The organism is Wolbachia endosymbiont (group B) of Hofmannophila pseudospretella (genome assembly GCF_964028515.1).
Classification (GTDB): Bacteria; Pseudomonadota; Alphaproteobacteria; order Rickettsiales; family Anaplasmataceae; genus Wolbachia.
Window position 1 is genome coordinate 1,263,266 of the sequence record NZ_OZ034788.1, and the last position, 19,437, is coordinate 1,282,702.

Annotated in this window: 14 protein-coding genes and 2 pseudogenes; 12 read left to right on the top strand and 4 right to left on the bottom strand. The window is 34.3% G+C overall.

Translation table 11 applies throughout. From position 1 onward, the window contains the following. Window positions 1-23 precede the first annotated feature (23 nt). Window positions 24-1,502, bottom strand: a complete 1,479-nt coding sequence (locus ABWU24_RS06135) for an ankyrin repeat domain-containing protein (protein ID WP_341815812.1) — start codon at window positions 1,500-1,502, stop codon at window positions 24-26. 325 nt (window positions 1,503-1,827) lie between these two features. Here ABWU24_RS06135 and uvrA point away from each other — a divergent pair, with 325 nt between their 5' ends. After that, window positions 1,828-4,629 carry an excinuclease ABC subunit UvrA gene (gene uvrA, locus ABWU24_RS06140; protein ID WP_135352845.1) on the top strand — a complete coding sequence of 934 codons (2,802 nt, stop codon included), beginning with the start codon at window positions 1,828-1,830 and terminating at the stop codon, window positions 4,627-4,629. 44 nt (window positions 4,630-4,673) lie between these two features. Then, window positions 4,674-5,378, top strand: a complete 705-nt coding sequence (locus ABWU24_RS06145) for a ComF family protein (RefSeq protein WP_135352846.1) — start codon at window positions 4,674-4,676, stop codon at window positions 5,376-5,378. A 166-nt stretch (window positions 5,379-5,544) separates the two neighbouring features. Here the strand turns inward: ABWU24_RS06145 and ABWU24_RS06150 are convergent. Continuing rightward, window positions 5,545-5,776, bottom strand: a pseudogene (locus ABWU24_RS06150) (transposase); the annotation flags it as partial. A gap of 479 nt (window positions 5,777-6,255) precedes the next feature. Here ABWU24_RS06150 and ABWU24_RS06155 point away from each other — a divergent pair. From ABWU24_RS06155 to ABWU24_RS06175, 5 genes are all read left to right on the top strand, one after another. Next, a complete protein-coding gene (locus ABWU24_RS06155; protein WP_353274597.1) occupies window positions 6,256-7,314 on the top strand; it encodes an ankyrin repeat domain-containing protein in 1,059 nt (352 codons plus the stop codon). A gap of 317 nt (window positions 7,315-7,631) precedes the next feature. After that, on the top strand, window positions 7,632-8,297 hold the full coding sequence (locus ABWU24_RS06160) for a hypothetical protein (RefSeq protein WP_353274599.1): 666 nt from the start codon (window positions 7,632-7,634) through the stop codon (window positions 8,295-8,297). Between the two features lie 51 nt (window positions 8,298-8,348). Next, a protein-coding gene (locus tag ABWU24_RS06165; protein WP_353274215.1) for an IS630 family transposase occupies window positions 8,349-9,354 on the top strand; the annotation gives its coding sequence in 2 pieces (ribosomal slippage) (window positions 8,349-8,858 and window positions 8,860-9,354; 1,005 coding nt in all). Next, window positions 9,329-10,060 carry an AAA family ATPase gene (locus ABWU24_RS06170; RefSeq protein ID WP_353274601.1) on the top strand — a complete coding sequence of 244 codons (732 nt, stop codon included), beginning with the start codon at window positions 9,329-9,331 and terminating at the stop codon, window positions 10,058-10,060. Before ABWU24_RS06165 ends, ABWU24_RS06170 begins: the two co-directional genes overlap by 26 nt. A gap of 444 nt (window positions 10,061-10,504) precedes the next feature. Next, window positions 10,505-11,026, top strand: a complete 522-nt coding sequence (locus ABWU24_RS06175) for a hypothetical protein (protein ID WP_353274603.1) — start codon at window positions 10,505-10,507, stop codon at window positions 11,024-11,026. Window positions 11,027-11,033: 7 nt separating this feature from the next. Here ABWU24_RS06175 and ABWU24_RS06180 read toward each other — a convergent pair. After that, window positions 11,034-11,825, bottom strand: a pseudogene (locus ABWU24_RS06180) (IS5 family transposase). Between the two features lie 41 nt (window positions 11,826-11,866). Here ABWU24_RS06180 and ABWU24_RS06185 point away from each other — a divergent pair. Beyond that, on the top strand, window positions 11,867-14,434 hold the full coding sequence (locus ABWU24_RS06185) for a glycoside hydrolase TIM-barrel-like domain-containing protein (protein ID WP_353274605.1): 2,568 nt from the start codon (window positions 11,867-11,869) through the stop codon (window positions 14,432-14,434). Here the strand turns inward: ABWU24_RS06185 and ABWU24_RS06190 are convergent. Continuing rightward, window positions 14,428-15,433, bottom strand: a protein-coding gene (locus ABWU24_RS06190) for an IS630 family transposase (RefSeq protein WP_353274215.1) whose coding sequence is annotated in 2 segments (ribosomal slippage) — window positions 14,428-14,922 and window positions 14,924-15,433 — 1,005 coding nt in all. Because the reading frame shifts where the segments join, the coding sequence is not laid out codon by codon here. The genes ABWU24_RS06185 and ABWU24_RS06190 overlap by 7 nt on opposite strands. Here ABWU24_RS06190 and ABWU24_RS06195 point away from each other — a divergent pair. The 4 genes from ABWU24_RS06195 to ABWU24_RS06210 all read left to right on the top strand — a co-directional run bounded on the left by ABWU24_RS06195 (window position 15,427) and on the right by ABWU24_RS06210 (window position 19,401). Continuing rightward, window positions 15,427-15,666 carry a hypothetical protein gene (locus tag ABWU24_RS06195; RefSeq protein ID WP_353274607.1) on the top strand — a complete coding sequence of 80 codons (240 nt, stop codon included), beginning with the start codon at window positions 15,427-15,429 and terminating at the stop codon, window positions 15,664-15,666. The genes ABWU24_RS06190 and ABWU24_RS06195 overlap by 7 nt on opposite strands. A 99-nt stretch (window positions 15,667-15,765) precedes the next feature. Further along, window positions 15,766-16,914, top strand: coding sequence for a hypothetical protein (locus ABWU24_RS06200; protein WP_015588570.1), 1,149 nt, complete (start codon window positions 15,766-15,768; stop codon window positions 16,912-16,914). A gap of 140 nt (window positions 16,915-17,054) precedes the next feature. Further along, window positions 17,055-17,906 carry a hypothetical protein gene (locus ABWU24_RS06205; protein WP_015588571.1) on the top strand — a complete coding sequence of 284 codons (852 nt, stop codon included), beginning with the start codon at window positions 17,055-17,057 and terminating at the stop codon, window positions 17,904-17,906. Window positions 17,907-18,395: 489 nt separating this feature from the next. Next, window positions 18,396-19,401 (top strand): IS630 family transposase gene (locus ABWU24_RS06210; protein ID WP_353274215.1). Its coding sequence is split into 2 segments (ribosomal slippage): window positions 18,396-18,905 and window positions 18,907-19,401, totalling 1,005 coding nucleotides; the frame shifts between segments, so codons are not numbered across the junction. Window positions 19,402-19,437: the final 36 nt, after the last annotated feature.

A 19,437-nucleotide genomic window follows, 5' to 3' on the forward strand; every position in this document is an offset into this window, starting at 1 on the left:
AAAATTACCAGGAAGCGCACAAGTTAAGTTTTACAGGCATCATGTTGCATTGAGCATTGAATACTTACTTCTTTTAATTCAGTAGGTTGCGTTGATAGTGCGTATGTAACTCCACCGACTATTAATGAAGACATCACAGAAGTTGCAATCATCAATAGAATTGGTAATTGGAAAGCTATACTAAAGGCAACACCTACTGTCAACATGGTTACAAAATTTACAGAAGCAATTTTTAAGAAAGACAGTTGTCCTTTTTCTGTTTTTTCTAGTAATACTTTATTTGCTTTGGTTTTGCTTAATTCACTATTAAGTGTTGTATTCTCGTTTTCCAGATCTTTTATTTTTTGCTTTAGTGATTGATTCTCTTTATTGAGCTTGCTAAGTTCTTCCAACTTAATCTTATGTTCATTTAAATCATTAGAGTGCTGACCTTTTATTTTTTCTAATTCACTATTAAGAGTTGTATTTTTACTTTTTAGATCTTGTATTTGTTGTTTTAGTGATTGATTCTCTTCACTGAGCTTATCAAGTATTTCTAACCGAGTCTCATGTCCAGCTACGTCACTCTTTAATTTTTCTAGTTCTTTCTCAACATGTTTTAATTCTTTACCTGGCTTTTCTAACTTCCGAATTTGTCTATCTTGCAACTGAATTTGAGGTTGCAGACTTTCTAAAATTTGGTCATTAACTTCATTAGCTGCTCCGTCGTTATTTATTTCAGAGCAGAAAGAAGTATCAAATGTAGCCTCAGACTCTAGACCGCTGTCGTCACTACTAACACTTTCACCAATAGGAGTCTGTTTACCACTATATGTAACACTTCCTCTTTGCGTTGACTCAAATTTTTCTACCATATTCTTAACACCAGCATGTAAGTATTGCTCACTTACTATACTGTCACTACTTCCACACGTAATGGGAGTCTGTTTACCACTACGTATGGTATTGTATTGTTCCACAGAATTTATAACATCTGCTGATGTATCAGTTTTTTTCTCATGCTTTGTATAAAAATTTTGTTCTGCTTCCTCTAACATTTGTACTATTGCTTCCTTATTTTCTGTATTACCTACCACCTCCCTTGGAGTCTTATTTTTACTTTTTAATGAAGGATTCACTCGATCATCACTTAGTAATTGTTTTACCATGCTTTCATGTCCACAAGAAGTAGCAATATGCAAAGCAGTTAGCCCATCATTTTTAGAACCATCTTTTACTCGAGCGTTAACACTTGCTTTCTTTTTTAGTAAGAGTTCCACTATTAACATATTGTTGCATGCTGTAGCAAGATGTAACAACGTCCAATCTTCTGCAGCTTCTTCTGAAATTTTTATACTAAATTGGTGTTCTTTACTAAAATTTTTACTAAACTTGTTGTACTCTCCTGCATCTTTTCCTTTTAACTCATTCTTTATTCTTTCAAGTAAATTATCTTCATCCAAATCGCTACTTTCACTTACCTCATTTATTATTTCAAAAAACTTCTCCTTCTCTATTGCCATAACCTTTCCCTCTAAATTTATTTTTATCGCTGCATAATCTCACAAAAAAGTTAAATTTATCAATATTCTATATTTTATATAAAATAAAATTTGCTGTTTCCAAAAATTGGTAAGCATGTTTTTGATGAGATTGTAGAAAACATACTTTTATGACACCATTTGTTGTACTAATTACCTTGGCGAAAACAGATGTTTATATAGTTGTGTGGCAAAATGTTTTGCACTAGTTGTGCTATCTCGTTTTCCGTAATAGTTGAAAAAATTAGTAGCAAGTTGTTGTAAGTTTATGTATTTTGAGGCTGTAATGGTCAAAGGTACATGAAGTATGATCAGAGTTAAAGGTGCAAGAGAGCATAATTTGCAGGGTATTGATGTCAATATACCAAAAAATAAGTTAGTTGTTATAACTGGATTAAGTGGTTCTGGTAAGTCTAGCCTCGCATTCGATACGATTTATGCAGAAGGCCAACGCCGATACGTCGAAAGTCTATCGGCTTATGCACGTCAATTTCTTAATATTCAAGATAAACCAGATGTTGAGTCAATCACAGGCCTCTCTCCTGCAATATCAATTAACCAAAAATCGATCTCAAAAAATCCAAGATCAACCGTTGGAACTATTACTGAAATTTATGACTATCTACGCTTAATATATGCACGAATAGGAATTCCTTACTCGCCTGCAACTGGATCGCCAATAACGAAACAGACTGTATCTCAAATTGTAGATACTATTACAACATTACCTTTAGAAACTAAAGTATATATACTTGCTCCTATTGTGCGTGGCAGAAAGGGAGAACATCTAAAAGAGATATTGGAAATTAAAAAGCAGGGTTACGTCAGACTAAAAATAAACGGTGAAATATATAATATAGATGATTTGCCTAAACTCGATAAAAACAAGAAACACGATATTTTCGTGATTGCAGATAGGGTGTCCATGTCAGATGATATAGGAAATCGACTACCAGGCAGTATAGAATTAGCATTGAGGCTGGGCCATGGCTTAATGTATGCAGAAATAATAAACTTACCTGATAACCACAATTCCGAGTATAAAAATGGTCAAATTTTAACTTTCTCAGAGAATTTTGCATGTCCTGAGTCTGGCTTTACTCTTGAAGAAATAGAGCCAAGATTGTTTTCTTTTAACAGCCCCCACGGTGCATGCAGTTCATGCAGTGGGCTCGGTAAAAAACTAAGTGTTGATGCAAAGCTAATAGTGCCAGACGAAACGCTCTCGATATCTGAAGGTGCTTTAAAGCCAGTGGGTCAAATGCATGCAAATTCTGGGTCTCTAAAAAATGCAATTCTGTCACTGGCTGAAAATTGTAAATTTAGTCTTGATGTTCCGTGGAAGAATATAGACCAAAAAGTGAAGGATTTAATACTTTTTGGCTCTAGAGAAATGAAATTTCAAGGTTTGGTCAGTATCCTAGAACGTCAAATGGATTACGATGCATCACTTATTGATAGGTATTGTTCTGTTACTGACTGCAAAGAATGTGCTGGCTATAGATTGAGAAAAGAAGCACTTACAGTGAAAATTGATGAAAAACATGTAGGTGAAATATCAAGGCTCAGCATCGATGAATCCCTTGATTGGTTTGAAAATTTGCCAGACAAGCTCACAGAACAACATAAGCAAATTTCAAATAAAATATTAAACGAAATAATCAAAAGGCTGACATTTTTAAAGAATGTAGGGCTAAATTACCTTACACTTGACCGTGAATCTAGCACTCTCTCTGGTGGTGAAAGCCAGAGGATCAGGCTTGCTTCGCAAATTGGCTCTGGTTTAACAGGAGTGCTATACGTGCTTGACGAACCCTCAATTGGCCTTCATCAATGTGATAATGATCGATTAATTGCCACACTTAAAAATCTGAGAGACATGGGTAATACTGTGATTGTTGTTGAACATGATGAAGACACAATAATGGCTGCTGATTATGTGATTGATATTGGTCCTGGAGCTGGTGTAAACGGAGGAAAAGTTGTTGCAGAAGGAACACCAGATCAGGTACAAAAAAATTCAGGGAGCATAACAGGACAGTATTTAAGTGGAAAGAAGGAAATTTCAATTTCAAAAAGAAGAAAGCAAGCAACTCAGTTCATAAAGGTAGTTAACGCGTGTGAGAACAACTTAAAAAATATAAATGTTGAATTTCCTATAGGGAATCTCATTTGTGTTACTGGAATATCAGGAGGAGGAAAATCAAGTTTAGTAATAGAAACACTATATAAATACTCAGCACAGAAGATAAATCATTCATCTGCAAAGCATGGTAAATGCGATAAAATAGAAGGCCTTGAGTATATAGATAAAATTATAGAAGTTGATCAGTCACCAATTGGTAGGACCCCAGCATCAAATCCAGCAACATATGTTGGTATGTTTACTCACATCAGAAATTGGTTTGCAGGTCTTCCAGAATCGAAAGCTAGGGGATATAATGTAGGCCGATTTTCATTTAATACCAAGGGAGGAAGATGTGAAGCTTGTAAAGGTGATGGGCATTTAAAGATCGAGATGCATTTCCTACCGGATGTTTATGTGAAATGTGAGCAATGTAGAGGAAAGAGGTATAACCGAGAAACATTGGAAGTTACTTACAAGGGAAAATCAATTTCTGATGTGCTTGATATGACAATAGATCAAGCATGTGACTTTTTTGAAAATCTTCCAATGATAAAGGAAAAGTTGATTTCTTTACAGGAAGTGGGGCTTGGCTATATAACGCTTGGACAGTCGTCAACAACGTTGTCCGGGGGTGAAGCACAACGAATAAAGCTGTCTAAGGAACTATCAAAGCGATTTACCGGGAAAACATTGTATATTCTCGATGAGCCAACAACTGGATTACATTTTGAAGATGTAAATAACTTACTGAAAATACTTCATAGGTTAGTTGATTTAGGAAACACTGTTATAGTTATTGAGCACAATTTACATGTTATAAAAACTGCAGATTATATAATAGACATTGGTCCAGAGGGAGGAGTGAAGGGTGGAAAGGTGGTTGCTGTGGGAACTCCAGAAAAAGTTGCACAAACTCTAGAAAGTGTTACAGGCAAGTATCTCAAAACGTATTTGTTAGATCAAGTATCTCTTAATCACTAGGTTATTAGGAGCATTTTAAAAGCTATACCTAATATATTAAATTCATGAATCTTCTTTTACTAAAAAGAGCTAAAGACCTCATATTTCCAAACGTATGCGTAAATTGTGAACGTATAATTGATAAAAGTTATGATTTATGTAGTGAATGCAATAAAAAAATCAATTTTTTAACTAAGCATTACTGTAATGTTTGTGGTGTAGTAATTCCAGATAACATTGATACATGTGGTAAGTGCATCAGCAACCCTCTACCATTTAAAGTATTAAGATCAGTTTTTGCTTATGATGAACATAGCAAAAATATGATTATAAATTTTAAATTTTTTGATAATTTAAATTATGTGAAAGTCTATGCAAAGTGGATGTACAAAACTAACAAAGACATATTTCAAAATGCAGAGGTCATAGTTCCCATACCGCTACATAAAATACGCTTATTTAAACGTAAATATAATCAAGCAGCATTGCTCGCAAAGGAATTAAGTAAGTTATCTAATTTATCTTATACACCATTTGCAATAAAACGTATTCGTCACACCAAACCTCAAGCTGGTCTTTCACTTAAACAGCGTGAAAAAAATTTGAAAAATACTTTTAAAGTAAGTAACAGCGAAATTATCAAAAACAAAATCGTGATATTGGTTGATGATGTAGTAACAACTGGCGCAACCGCAAGGTCTTGCTCTCAGGAAATTTTAAACTCTGGTGCAAGAGAAGTGAGAGTGTTATCGCTTGCAAGAACTATATGAAAATCAGTTTTAAGGTATAATTTTCATTTTTGAAAACTGTTTAGTGTCTTAGTACTAACTTCTGTATCACTCCTCTTAAAAAAAAGTCTAGTTATAGTGTATACGGAGTCTATAATTATAGCTCTTTTTCTAATAGTTCGAATAGCTGGATATTCTTTCTGGCTCAATTTTTTATAACAAACCAATGGTTTGATTAAAATCAGGAGAATATGGAGGCAGATATATAACTTCAGCACCGACACTTTTAACAAATTCACTTATTTTCTATGAAAAGTTGCATTATCCAAAATCACCCAGCAATAAAGCTTGAACTAGCTATTAAAAACGTCTGTATCGCAGTAGCCTTCAAAAATCATAGGCGCCATAATTTTTTCCTTATTCAAAGCTGCAATCATATTTTTGAATACTCACTGCATTCAGAAAAAAATAGGTACATGCTAGTGTAATAGCACTGGATATAATAATTGGGACAAGTAAAAAAGCCTCTATTAGTTTTCTTATAGAGCTGGTTGGTTTAATGCTGTTATTATTCAATGATGCAAAATAATTTTCACTAAGGTTGGCCATCAATTTTGCGCCAGATAAGACCCCTCTCACTATTTTTTTTAGATAAGTTGACTTGTATTTGCTTTCCCAGGTTTATAATCATGCTAATAATAAATATGATAAGATCAATATAAATTTTTTACTTCCGTGTTTTTTCTGTTGTTGTTTATAATGGCTATAATTACATCACATATTTCTTCCAATTAAATGGATCAGTTATTTATTGTAAATCACTGACTTTTTCAATGGTTTTTTAAATAATTCCTAAAAATGTGTTTACTTTTGTTTGTAATTGTGTAGTAACTGCATCGTAAAGTTATAGGAGGTAAAGATGAATTTTGAAAATCTGAAAAAAATATTAAGTGCAATTGATAAAGATGCAAGTGTAAATAAAGATAACGTAATTAATAAAATAAAAGAGGTATTGCGAAGAGAAGATACAATAGCGTATCAAGAGTGGGAAAATAAAAATTTTAGTATAAATCATACATTCATCCAAAGTGATCCTGATGCCGAATTTACATTATTAATTGCAGCTGCAGCAGCTGGCTGTAAGGATTTAGTGAATGTTTTATTAGATAGGCATGCGGATGTTCATGTAGAAGGTGAAAATAGAGAGACTGCCTTGCATCATGCCGTTTATAGTGGATGTGTAGATGTAGTAAATGCTCTACTAACAAAAGGTGCGGATGTTAATGTAAAAGACAGAAGTGGTAGTACTCCTTTGCATTATGCTACTATATATGAACTCATAGATGTAGTAAATGCTCTACTAAAGAGAGGTGCAGGTGTTAATATAAAAGATGGAAATGGTCGTACTTCTTTACATTATGCTACTATATATAAATTCATAGATGTAGTAAATGTTCTACTAAAAACAGGTGCAGATATTAATGTAAAAGATAGAAATGGTAGTACTCCTTTGCATTATGCTGCTAAAAATGGCTATTTAGAGATAGTAGATGCTCTACTAGACAGAGGTGCAGATGTTTATGAAAAAGATAGTTTGCAGAAAACTCCTTTGTATTATGCCATTATAAATCACCAAGAAGGTACGGTAGAGAGTATAAAAGGGTTTTTAAAAAATAAAGTAGTTCAAGGTAGTGTAGTTGTTGGTGGCTTAGTTGCCATGTTAGGGAATTTTGTAGCAATGACGCTTTTTATAACCGAGGCAATGGAAGGTACATTAACATCTATTACGGCAGTAATAGCTGTATCTGTATCAACAGCATTAACATCTGGTTATGCTAAATATCTAATGTCAGAATTCGATAACGAAATAAAACAAATAAAAGAGCGACAAAATGTAATGGAAGGGAGGCAAAGCTTAACAGAAGGGTGGCAAAGTGTAGATATACAAAGCATGCGTATGCGGAATGCTCTTTTGTAACTTTTTACTTCCGCACTTCTTTAGTGTTGCTTATGATAACTATAGATTTAGATTTTAATTAGAGGCTTTAATTACCTACTTTAAGTTATTGAATTTCTTATCATAGTATCTGTCATTCCAGTACCCTGGAATGACAGAAAAAGAACACTGAATTAAAAATACAACATACCATCTTATATCTTAATACTGCATAATACCTCGATCATAGATTGATTAAGGACACCTTGAGTTATCTCTTTAGTTAGTCTTGCTTTACTATGAAAAGCTTGTACTATTTAAATGTATTATTTATAAATTAACTGTTTATAAGCTAAAATATGTCTAGTAGAGCTAATATACCTTTTTTTATAGCTGGTGCTATTGCTTCTCTTACATTAATTACATCTGGAGTTTTTGCTGTAGCTCCTTACGTTGCATTTTTATCTTCAGTTGCAGCTTTAAATATAGCTCCCCCTGTTATTTTTATTTTATTTGCGCTTTCTGCAGTAGTAATTGTGTTTTCATATAAAATGATTAAACAAAGTAAAAAATCTCAAGAAAACTCGAAAGCTGAAGTTGAAGAGCTAAATAAAGAGTTAAGGAAAGAAGAAAATACGCTAGCTCCAATTAAAGAAGAATTGGAGAATGAAGAGGCTAAAGAAAATAAAAAGAAGCTTAGTGATCTAGAAAAAAAAGTCGAGAGAATTTCAGATAGTTTTGTAACGAAAGATAAAGTGGAGGGGTTAAAAAAAGAGGTTAGTGATCTTTCTGCAAGGTTAATTAATAGTCCTGCAACAAAAAATGAAGTAGAAGCAAAGCTGAATATGGAATTTTACGCAAAAGGTGAAGCAAGAGGATGGAATACAACATTTGATAATATTATATTACCAAATGACATAAGAGAAAAATTGAAGGAAATTTGTGAGTTACAAGGCAGAGGATATCTCTTGTATGGTCCACCAGGAACTGGTAATACCAATTCCCACTATATAAAGAACAGATAGACAATAATGGGAAAGAAGTGATACTAAAGTAGATAAAATAGAGAGGTATAAATGGCATTAAGGTCAAAACTATTAGACGAAAAAGTTGTAAATTTGGCGAAAGAAATGTTAAAAAAGGTCAGAAATAACGCATATGTTTCAAAAAAGTTACAAGCGGTGATAGCAGGAAAAGAAAGTAGTATAAGCGCTGTGGCAAGAATATGTAAAATTTCAAGGACTGCTTTGACTGAATGGATAAAGCATCTAAAATTTGGTAGAGTAGAAAGATTATTTTCCCCGTCTCAGCGGCGAAGAAAAAGCAAATTAAACAAAAATCAACGTGAGCAAATTGAAATATGGGTAGAAAGAAATCCAAATATTACTATTAAGGAAGTGCAAATAAAAATCTCAGAGGAATTTGGCCTAAACATTAGCAAATCAACAGTGCACCGTGAGATACAAAGGATGAAGTTTTCTTACATAACACCGAGGCCAATTCACCATAAACAAGATAAAAACAAGCAAGAAGAGTTTAAAAAATACTTCAATAAAATAGTCAATTCCCACCCTGAAAAGGAGGTATTTTTTTGATGAATCACGATTTGGAACTCATTCAAAAATCGGACACGGATGGTTTAAAAAAGGGGTCAGAACACAGGTTAAAATGAAAATTGGTAGACAAAATTTCTATATCTACAGTGCGGTAAATCCAAGAAGTGGTAAGAAAATTAGCCTACTTGCTCCATATGTAAACACTGATTGTATGAATATATTTCTGGAGCAGATGTCGAAAGATTTAGGCACGAAAGAAGCCTTTCTTGTAATGGATTGTGCAAGTTGGCATAGATCAAAAAGTTTGAAAATTCAGGAAAACATTACCATCATATACTTGCCTCCTTATTCACCGGAACTGAATCCTGTTGAAAGGTTGTGGCAATATATCAAATACAATACTTTACGCAATAGTATCTACGATACCATAGGTTTACTTGAAGATGTTTTGTGTAATTTTATTGTCAATATTTCCAGTACTACTATTAAACGAGTTTGTAATGTTTCTTATTTGTTCGGTCAGTAATGGATTTTGGTATAAGACTAGTATTAGTAAGGCAATTGCAAATCAAACTAAATCTCTGTTTGCGTTTATGTTTGTTTCTGCATCTTGCTTGTCTAATCAATCAAATATAGATCAGGTTTTTGAGAAAGCAGAGGCAAACAGTCCGTGTATAATTTTTATAGATGAGATTGACGGCATTGGCAAAAAGCGCACTTTCAGTGAAAATGCAGGACCTTTAACTCATTTACTCACTAAATTGGATCGAGAGTTTTTATCCTCAAAAAATATAACGGTAGTTGCTGCAACTAATCATAAGAATCATTTAGATTTTGCGCTTATTAGGGGTGGTCGTTTGGAGTGTATTGAGGTTCCTGGGCTGGATAAAGACGATACACGTCAAAAAATATTACAAGAACGGCTCGAAAAATTAAAAGATAGCGATATGAAAATTCTTGTACAGGCTAGTAAGGGATTCTCAATGGCAAATCTGATTTGCTTAATCGATAAAATAAACGAAACTACAGAAAAGGGAGGCGAAATAAAATATCTTCGCACTTTCTGTAAAAATTTCAAGAAGGAGCATAACATAAAAGATGAGCCAGATAAGAAACATAGTAACGGAGAAACTAAAAACAAGGATATAAGGCTATCATTTGGAAGCTTATCTAGAAGTTCATCAGTAAGCTCTTCATTGAGTGATGTATCTTCTCGAGGAAGTAAGCGGTAAATCGAGGAATAAGGAGAATTACTACACAGTCTGGGATGACGCCATGCAAGTGACACAATTCGAATCATGTCATTCCAGTGCTTGACAATAGTTTTTATCCAGAAGGTTCATTGAACTTCTGAAAGGGTGTCATTCCAGTGTCACAAGCACTGGGATGACAGGAAGAGGGCTACTCGGGTGACATCGAAGGGGCTGCTTGCATAACTCAAATTCAAAGAAAAATCATTTAATGTCATTCCAGCGCGTGACGCTGGAATCCAGAAATAAAGAACAATGGATCCCAGTGTCAGCTACTCAGATGACAGGAAAAGTGCTGCTCGGATGACATCCTTTTTTTTCCTGGATACCAGTTGCATGACACTACTATACAGTAGGTCCCAATTTCATCCCAGTCTGGGATCTTCTTTCAAAAATTCAAAACAATCTATCAAAAAGGAGAATATTATGTCTACAATAATTTTATCATCAATTTTAAGTAAAGCGGGCAGTATTTTTGGGCCAATTGGCCAGATTGTTGGCTCAGAACTCGGTGCTCTGCTTGGTGCACAGCTTGATAATGCAATATTTGGTCTTGATGCCGAGCAAAAGATAACGCATGGGGCGAGGCTGAAAAATCTGCAAGTTCAAACCTCAACTTATGGCAAAGCAATTCCAATTATCTATGGCACTGCTCGCGTTGCTGGAAACATTATTTGGTCACAGCCAATAAAAGAGGAGGCGATAACCACTCAAAATAAAACAGGAAGAGGTATAAATATTACATATAACTACTATGCAACACTCGCAATTGCAATTTGCAAGGGGAAAGTAGAAAAATTAAATAGAATCTGGGCGGGTACAAAATCGCTTAGCTTTGACCAAATAGATTATACTTTTTACTACGGCAGAGAAGACCAAAACCCTGATCCGTTTATGTTATCAATCGAAGGTGAGAAGAATGTACCAGCTTATAGAGGAATATCTTAGAGCCTGTTCATAATCTTTTCAGAAGCAAAGCAGCGAAAGCAAGAACGACCATTTGCAGGCTAGTGTTGAGTTTCCGCTCGCAATTTTTCCACAATCGCCTACATTTTTGCAACCAAGCAAAAGATCTCTCAACAACCCATCTTTTCGGCAATACGACAAAGGTGTGTAATTCGTTTCGCTTTATTACTTCAACGGTAGCGCCAATAGTTGCTTTTATTTGTGTTGCAAAATTTTCTCCTGTGTAGCCAGCATCAACTAGTATATTTTTAACTTCAGATAGGTTTTCTTTAGCATTTTTAACCATTCTCACAGCGCTACTACGATCAGTTATTTCTGCCGTTGTTATATAAATTGCGTGGGGTAAACCTTGTGTATCTACCGCAATATGGCGTTTTATTCCTGAAACCTTTTGCCTGCATCATAGCCTTTTTCTTCAGCAGTATCTGCATTTTTTACGCTTTGTGCATCAATTATGCAGAAGCTGGTTTTTTCTTTCCGACCATTGTTTTGTCGGACCACGCCAACTATTTTTTTTTAATACCAGCTCCAGAACACTTTCTTTATTTGCATCTGCTTTTTCACTCCACTTCTTAAAATAGTCGTAACAATTCCGCCATTTTGGAAACTCTTTTGGTAACATTCTCCACTGGCAGCCACTTTTTAAGACGTATAACACTCCACAAAATACATGATATAAATCAAGTGTTCTTGGCTTTGTCCTCTTCCTGCAAGACTCCAGATCTGCTACAATAATCTCAAACTTTTCTCGACTTATATCACTTGGATATAAACTTCGCATATCCTACTTTATATACTTTATCCTCTCATTCTATCCCTTTTTTGAGATCACGTACAGGCTCTTACATAGTCATCAAAAATTTTCCTTTGGCAGACTATAGTAATCGTGTTCCGGTGTTTACATTTGAAGTGCAAACTGCACTGAAGCTCAGTGGATTCTCAGTAGCAGAAAACATTAAAAATATCAATATTATACCAGGTTCAGGGGAGTTTGTGTATGATACGAAAATACAGAAGAAAATTGCACGAGAAAAAATAAGCAGTAGTCAATATATTCCCTATGGACCGGCACAAAGAGTAAATCACAATAATCACACAAAAAAGAGCGATGCTATGCTTTCTTTGGACCAATTGAAGGAAAGTTTACCAAATGTTGAATGGGCGTCGGTAGTGGTTAATTGGTTTGCAAGCAGTTTAAATATTAAAGATTGTAAAATATATCCTGCAGTTGAATTTCAAGACGATTCTGCTATAGTGCCTGATGATTGGCAAGTGGGAAATATAACCAGAGATAATGCCCAACTCATTTCAAAAGATAATCATGGCAATCCAAGATATGGCGGTACAGTTAGTGATGCAGCACTAATAAGATATATAGAAGAGCTGCATAGCAGAGGTTATAAGGTAATGCTCTACCCAATGTTCTTGCTTGACACAAAGAACAAAGAGTGGCGAGGAAAATTGAGTGGGGCCCCTGAGAATATAAGTGATTTTTTTGAGAATCAGTATAGCAAATTCATAGAGCATTACACGAGCATTGCCAAAAGAGCTAAAGTGAAAGGGTTTATAATCGGGTCTGAATTTGCGCAGCTCATCAGAGTAAAAGATGTAGAGGGTAATTATCCTGCAGTAGCAGAGCTAGTTAAACTTGCAAAGCAAGTAAAACTTCAGCTTGGAAAAGAAGTAAACGTAACTTACGCTGCCGATTGGAGCGAATATCATTCATACGATGGTTGGTATAATATGGATGAACTTTGGTCTTCACAGTTCATCGATGTTGTTGGCATCGATGCTTATTTTCCACTTACCGATGGCGAAGAACCTCCTTTTGGCTATTCCGCAGAAGATGTAACGGGTGGTTGGAGCAATGGAGTAGGGTATGATTATTTTTATGATTACTCAAAAAGTGATCCTGAGAAAATAAAGTATAATGACAGTAGATATGCGTGGAAAAATATCGAGAAATGGTGGAGTGAAGTTCATGTAAATCCTGATGGTAGTAAAACAAAATGGCAACCAAAAATGAAGAAAATATGGTTTACCGAATATGGATTTCCCAGTATGAACGGCTGCACTAATGAGCCCAATGTGTTTGTTGATAAAGGTAGTATAGAGAGTAAATATCCACGATACTCAAACGGAGAGGTGAGCTTTCTTTCGCAGAAAATTGCAATTGAAGGAACGCTGAAAAAGTGGCAAAGCTCAGAAATGGTGGAGAAAATGTTCCTCTGGGCATGGGATGCTAGACCATTTCCTTATTTTCCCAACTTATGTGATATGTGGGCCGATTGCCATAACTGGCAGACGGGGCACTGGATTCAGGGAAAGATTTCACAGCTTAATATTTCTGATGTTTTGTCTGATCTATTGCAAAAGGCAGGATTAAAAGGGGAACAATTTGATACAAGTGGTGTCAAAGGATTGTTATCTGGGTATGTGATAAATGACCAGCAACCCGTACGTTCAATTATTAAAATGCTGCGAAGTTGCTATTTTTTTGATGTGGTTGAACAGAACTCAAAACTGAAATTTATTCAAAAGGGCAGGGGAGTGACAACTGAAATACCCATAGATGAGATAGTTTCCAATAACAGTTTAAAGTTGATACAGCTTAGCCAATTAGATTTAAACAATAGGATTAACATCGTTTATTTTAACCGCAATTTTGGCTATCCAATTGATGTGAAATATGCTGAACTCCCAAGGCAGGGCAATGCTGCAACAGTTCCAATACCGCTCATTATGGAGGAAGGGGAGGCGCAAAATATAGCTGAAGTTTTACTTTATTCTGCGTGGCAAGAGAGAAATATATACAACTTTAAGCTCCCGATAAAATATGCATGGCTTTTACCAAGTGATGTTATAGCAATTTCAGATGGCGAGAAAAGACATACGATGAGAATTATAAAAACAAAGTTTGAAAGCATGTCCATTCAAGTAATGGGAGTTGGTTATGATCCCTCTATATACAAGCTCTCCTTTCCTTCAACAAGATCACTTATGCTTAAAGAATACCCTCCTTCTCATATCAGTAAAACTATCGTAGAAATACTGCATATTAAAGACAATATTGCAAGCTTTACTTTAAATAGTGAAGAAGAGAATTGGAAAGGAGCAACGCTTTTTATTTCGTATGATGATAAAAATTATAAGCCCATCGCGAGCGCAAATATACAATCTACTTACGGATATGTAATCGAATTTACCGATGAGGGAATTACAGTAGTACTGCGTTTTGGTAAAATAGACGTCATGAGTCCAACTGTGTTAGCACTGATTGGCAAAGAGGTAATAAAATTCCAAAGTGCAAAGCTTATAGATAAGAATAAATACAAATTGAGTGACCTAATTAGAGGACAAGAGGGTACTAATACCAAAATCCATTACTGACCGAACAAATAAGAAACATTACAAACTCGTTTAATAGTAGTACTGGAAATATTGACAATAAAATTACACAAAACATCTTCAAGTAAACCTATGGTATCGTAGATACTATTGCGTAAAGTATTGTATTTGATATATTGCCACAACCTTTCAACAGGATTCAGTTCCGGTGAATAAGGAGGCAAGTATATGATGGTAATGTTTTCCTGAATTTTCAAACTTTTTGATCTATGCCAACTTGCACAATCCATTACAAGAAAGGCTTCTTTCGTGCCTAAATCTTTCGACATCTGCTCCAGAAATATATTCATACAATCAGTGTTTACATATGGAGCAAGTAGGCTAATTTTCTTACCACTTCTTGGATTTACCGCACTGTAGATATAGAAATTTTGTCTACCAATTTTCATTTTAACCTGTGTTCTGACCCCTTTTTTAAACCATCCGTGTCCGATTTTTGAATGAGTTCCAAATCGTGATTCATCAAAAAAATACCTCCTTTTCAGGGTGGGAATTGACTATTTTATTGAAGTATTTTTTAAACTCTTCTTGCTTGTTTTTATCTTGTTTATGGTGAATTGGCCTCGGTGTTATGTAAGAAAACTTCATCCTTTGTATCTCACGGTGCACTGTTGATTTGCTAATGTTTAGGCCAAATTCCTCTGAGATTTTTATTTGCACTTCCTTAATAGTAATATTTGGATTTCTTTCTACCCATATTTCAATTTGCTCACGTTGATTTTTGTTTAATTTGCTTTTTCTTCGCCGCTGAGACGGGGAAAATAATCTTTCTACTCTACCAAATTTTAGATGCTTTATCCATTCAGTCAAAGCAGTCCTTGAAATTTTACATATTCTTGCCACAGCGCTTATACTACTTTCTTTTCCTGCTATCACCGCTTGTAACTTTTTTGAAACATATGCGTTATTTCTGACCTTTTTTAACATTTCTTTCGCCAAATTTACAACTTTTTCGTCTAATAGTTTTGACCTTAATGCCATTTATACCTCTCTATTTTATCTACTTTAGTATCACTTCTTTCCCATTATTGTCTATCTGTTCTTTATATAGTGGGAATTGGTATAAAGAATATGAGCACACTGAAGGTGAAAAGTTTACTTTGCTTGATGATTCAATAATTTCTTTTGAAGTGCAAAGAGGAAGAAAATTTTACCTAAAAGCAGTCACTTATGGTGATTCATTGGAAAATACGGAAACAAAAATTGTGAACTAGGAGAGAAGGACTTCATAAATGAGATCTTACCAGCAGGAACTTGTGTTTCATTAAAAAATCCACTATTCTATTAATATAGCAATATAATGAGGTAAAATTATGACTAATAGTGCAAATGAATTATCAAATAAGGCACCAATAATACTAACTTGGGTACCAAGAGTATATGGTGCATCTTTACCTGATGGTAAAAACAGTGACCTTAATTACTTAGATATAATAAAAAATCATAAATTAATAAATAAAGAAGAGAGGGATATATATTTGGTTATCAATGGTCCTGGATTCGAAGAAAATCAAATAGATGATTTAAAGCGTGAACTGAAAGGAATTGAAGGAGTGCATGTTGTAGATTTATACCAATATGACTGGAGCGAAATAGATCAAGGATGGAAGATAGATGGTAAAGATACTAGTATCAAAGATTTCTTTAGAGATATGTATAACATGACAGATGAACAAAGAACATACTTTGCTGTTGAAATAGATACTTTTAGATTAGTTGCTCTGGCACTCTTAAAGCAGTTTTCGGAACATGAAGGTGGAATATATATAGATTTTGATTCTTTAAAAGCCATTAACTCTCATATAGGGAAGGATATAACAATCCCTGAAAAAATATTGTTAGGGAATGTAGTGGTAATGTTTGACCCGAATAGTAGAATAATTGTTCACACAAGCTTAAATAATGATCTAATTGCAATAAATGATTCAAGCGTAGCAGTTGATATCTTATCTAAATATAAAAGTAAAATACTAAGTCAAAAAGAAATGTGCGGTGAATTATTAAAGTATTTAACTTTAATAATAAGTGAACTAGGTAATTGTATCCCTCATATGCTTAAAGAAAAGGAAGAGATGACAGAGGGACAAGAGAAAAATAAAATAGAAAAGATGATGAAAGAAATGATTAATAAGAAAGAGGATGCAGAAAGGTATGTAAAAGATTTAAGAGATTATAGAATAGCGGCGTTGTATGAACGAGCTTTTCTCCCCTTCCTTATCACACTTGGATTAAATTTAGGTCAATTCAATGTTGTAAGGGTAGTTGATTGTAAATTAGTTGGTCAAGAAGAAAGCAGACGTGAGTCATTTGATTTTAGAGAGAACAATGGTAATTATGTTTTTAAGCAAGAGAGCGACCTATCCTGGATGAAGGGAAAAGATCTATACCATGAACGAGTAGATAACAAGCTGAAAGAAACAGAAGTAGGCAGGGTAGCAATGGAAAAGCTATCGCTTGCATAACAGTTATTTAAGGGACTTTCTATAGAAAGTCCCTTAAAGCAGAGACTGAAAACTTTAAATCATGACGGAAGCAAAAGTTCTAAAAATTGACAATTAATAGAGTATTTGCTAACATTAATATAAATAACGTGTAATATAATATGTCAAAAAAAGTAGTTAATACATTGAAATCTGAAATAAAAAAGTTCAAATATGCTGATTTCAAAGCTAAAACTAAGGATGAAGTAATTTCTGGTAAGGGAACATATACGGATCTTAATAGAATGGACATTACTATTAATGGTAAATCGATCAATCAAAAGTTTATCATAGGTTTGTACTCAAAACACAAAAATCTAATTCTGAAAGATGAAAACGGAAAAGAGGATTATCGTCTACTTCTTAAAGAAGTTTTTAGAGAGATGTTTATGCATGCTGATGCAACGATTCCCAATTCATCTATTATTGAAGAGTTGATAGATAATTATTATCAAGGTGGATATATTTTTCCCGCTGCTTTTATTATGAATCAAACGCTTGATTCGTTAAAATTGTGCACAATGGGTGGCGGCTCAACAAACAAGCAATATATGAGTTGTTACCAACCCGATTGTCTAAAACTTAATTTCAGTATGAAATATACAAATATGTGCGACATTGACATGTATAATGAGGTAACGTGTGATTTATCCAGTTCAGTAGAATTTAAACTGAAATGTCAGGATGGAAATGTGACATATGAAGATGGTAAAGTGTTGCTTACAATTCCTAAAGAGTTAGAAGCTTACAAAGCTGGCGATGACAGTCTGCTTGATAAGCTTACTGATATTATTAATAAGCTTGTTGAATACTTTAAAAAGCTCTGCGAGAAATTGGGCTTTAAGTTTGATACAAAAATAGAGTACAATTCTGAGCGTAATATAAACATAGAGCACAACCTTGGCAAGCCACTGAAGGTGATAGATGAGCCAGATGTATATGCCGTCAATGGCTTGAAGCGCAAAGCACAATAAAAGTATTTATTTAGGGGAATGAGGACTCCCTTTATTGTCATTCAAGTAGCTAACACTGGGGTTCAGAGTAGGCAATAAGAACTGGTCACGTGCTGGAATGACAAGGAAGGAAGTGCTGGTTTGAAATTAAATTTTCTGGATTTTAGTGTCACATATTGACCCTATAGTTTTCTTTTCTCGTCTAACTCACTCTGCTGAACGGATGCCAATAAAATTGTCTTCTTTTAAAAGAATGTGAAAGCAATTGGTTGAATTTTTTTACTAATGTTTTATTATGCCGTGAATGTTGTGAGGTAAAACAATGATCGGTAATGTAAAAAAATTATCAAATAAAGCACCAATAATACTAACTTGGGTGCCAAGAGTATATGGTGCATCTCTACCGAATGGTAAGAATAGTGATCTTATACCAATTCCCACTATATAAAGAACAGATAGACAATAATGGGAAAGAAGTGATACTAAAGTAGATAAAATAGAGAGGTATAAATGGCATTAAGGTCAAAACTATTAGACGAAAAAGTTGTAAATTTGGCGAAAGAAATGTTAAAAAAGGTCAGAAATAACGCATATGTTTCAAAAAAGTTACAAGCGGTGATAGCAGGAAAAGAAAGTAGTATAAGCGCTGTGGCAAGAATATGTAAAATTTCAAGGACTGCTTTGACTGAATGGATAAAGCATCTAAAATTTGGTAGAGTAGAAAGATTATTTTCCCCGTCTCAGCGGCGAAGAAAAAGCAAATTAAACAAAAATCAACGTGAGCAAATTGAAATATGGGTAGAAAGAAATCCAAATATTACTATTAAGGAAGTGCAAATAAAAATCTCAGAGGAATTTGGCCTAAACATTAGCAAATCAACAGTGCACCGTGAGATACAAAGGATGAAGTTTTCTTACATAACACCGAGGCCAATTCACCATAAACAAGATAAAAACAAGCAAGAAGAGTTTAAAAAATACTTCAATAAAATAGTCAATTCCCACCCTGAAAAGGAGGTATTTTTTTGATGAATCACGATTTGGAACTCATTCAAAAATCGGACACGGATGGTTTAAAAAAGGGGTCAGAACACAGGTTAAAATGAAAATTGGTAGACAAAATTTCTATATCTACAGTGCGGTAAATCCAAGAAGTGGTAAGAAAATTAGCCTACTTGCTCCATATGTAAACACTGATTGTATGAATATATTTCTGGAGCAGATGTCGAAAGATTTAGGCACGAAAGAAGCCTTTCTTGTAATGGATTGTGCAAGTTGGCATAGATCAAAAAGTTTGAAAATTCAGGAAAACATTACCATCATATACTTGCCTCCTTATTCACCGGAACTGAATCCTGTTGAAAGGTTGTGGCAATATATCAAATACAATACTTTACGCAATAGTATCTACGATACCATAGGTTTACTTGAAGATGTTTTGTGTAATTTTATTGTCAATATTTCCAGTACTACTATTAAACGAGTTTGTAATGTTTCTTATTTGTTCGGTCAGTAATGGATTTTGGTATTAGTTACTTATATATAATCAAAT

Coding starts and splice junctions, on each gene's coding strand:
- ABWU24_RS06135 (WP_341815812.1), bottom strand. CDS start 1,502: ATGGCAATAGAGAAGGAGAAGTTTTTTGAAATAATAAATGAGGTAAGT.
- uvrA (WP_135352845.1), top strand. CDS start 1,828: ATGATCAGAGTTAAAGGTGCAAGAGAGCATAATTTGCAGGGTATTGAT.
- ABWU24_RS06145 (WP_135352846.1), top strand. CDS start 4,674: ATGAATCTTCTTTTACTAAAAAGAGCTAAAGACCTCATATTTCCAAAC.
- ABWU24_RS06155 (WP_353274597.1), top strand. CDS start 6,256: ATGAATTTTGAAAATCTGAAAAAAATATTAAGTGCAATTGATAAAGAT.
- ABWU24_RS06160 (WP_353274599.1), top strand. CDS start 7,632: ATGTCTAGTAGAGCTAATATACCTTTTTTTATAGCTGGTGCTATTGCT.
- ABWU24_RS06170 (WP_353274601.1), top strand. CDS start 9,329: ATGTTTCTTATTTGTTCGGTCAGTAATGGATTTTGGTATAAGACTAGT.
- ABWU24_RS06175 (WP_353274603.1), top strand. CDS start 10,505: ATGTCTACAATAATTTTATCATCAATTTTAAGTAAAGCGGGCAGTATT.
- ABWU24_RS06195 (WP_353274607.1), top strand. CDS start 15,427: ATGCCATTTATACCTCTCTATTTTATCTACTTTAGTATCACTTCTTTC.
- ABWU24_RS06200 (WP_015588570.1), top strand. CDS start 15,766: ATGACTAATAGTGCAAATGAATTATCAAATAAGGCACCAATAATACTA.
- ABWU24_RS06205 (WP_015588571.1), top strand. CDS start 17,055: ATGTCAAAAAAAGTAGTTAATACATTGAAATCTGAAATAAAAAAGTTC.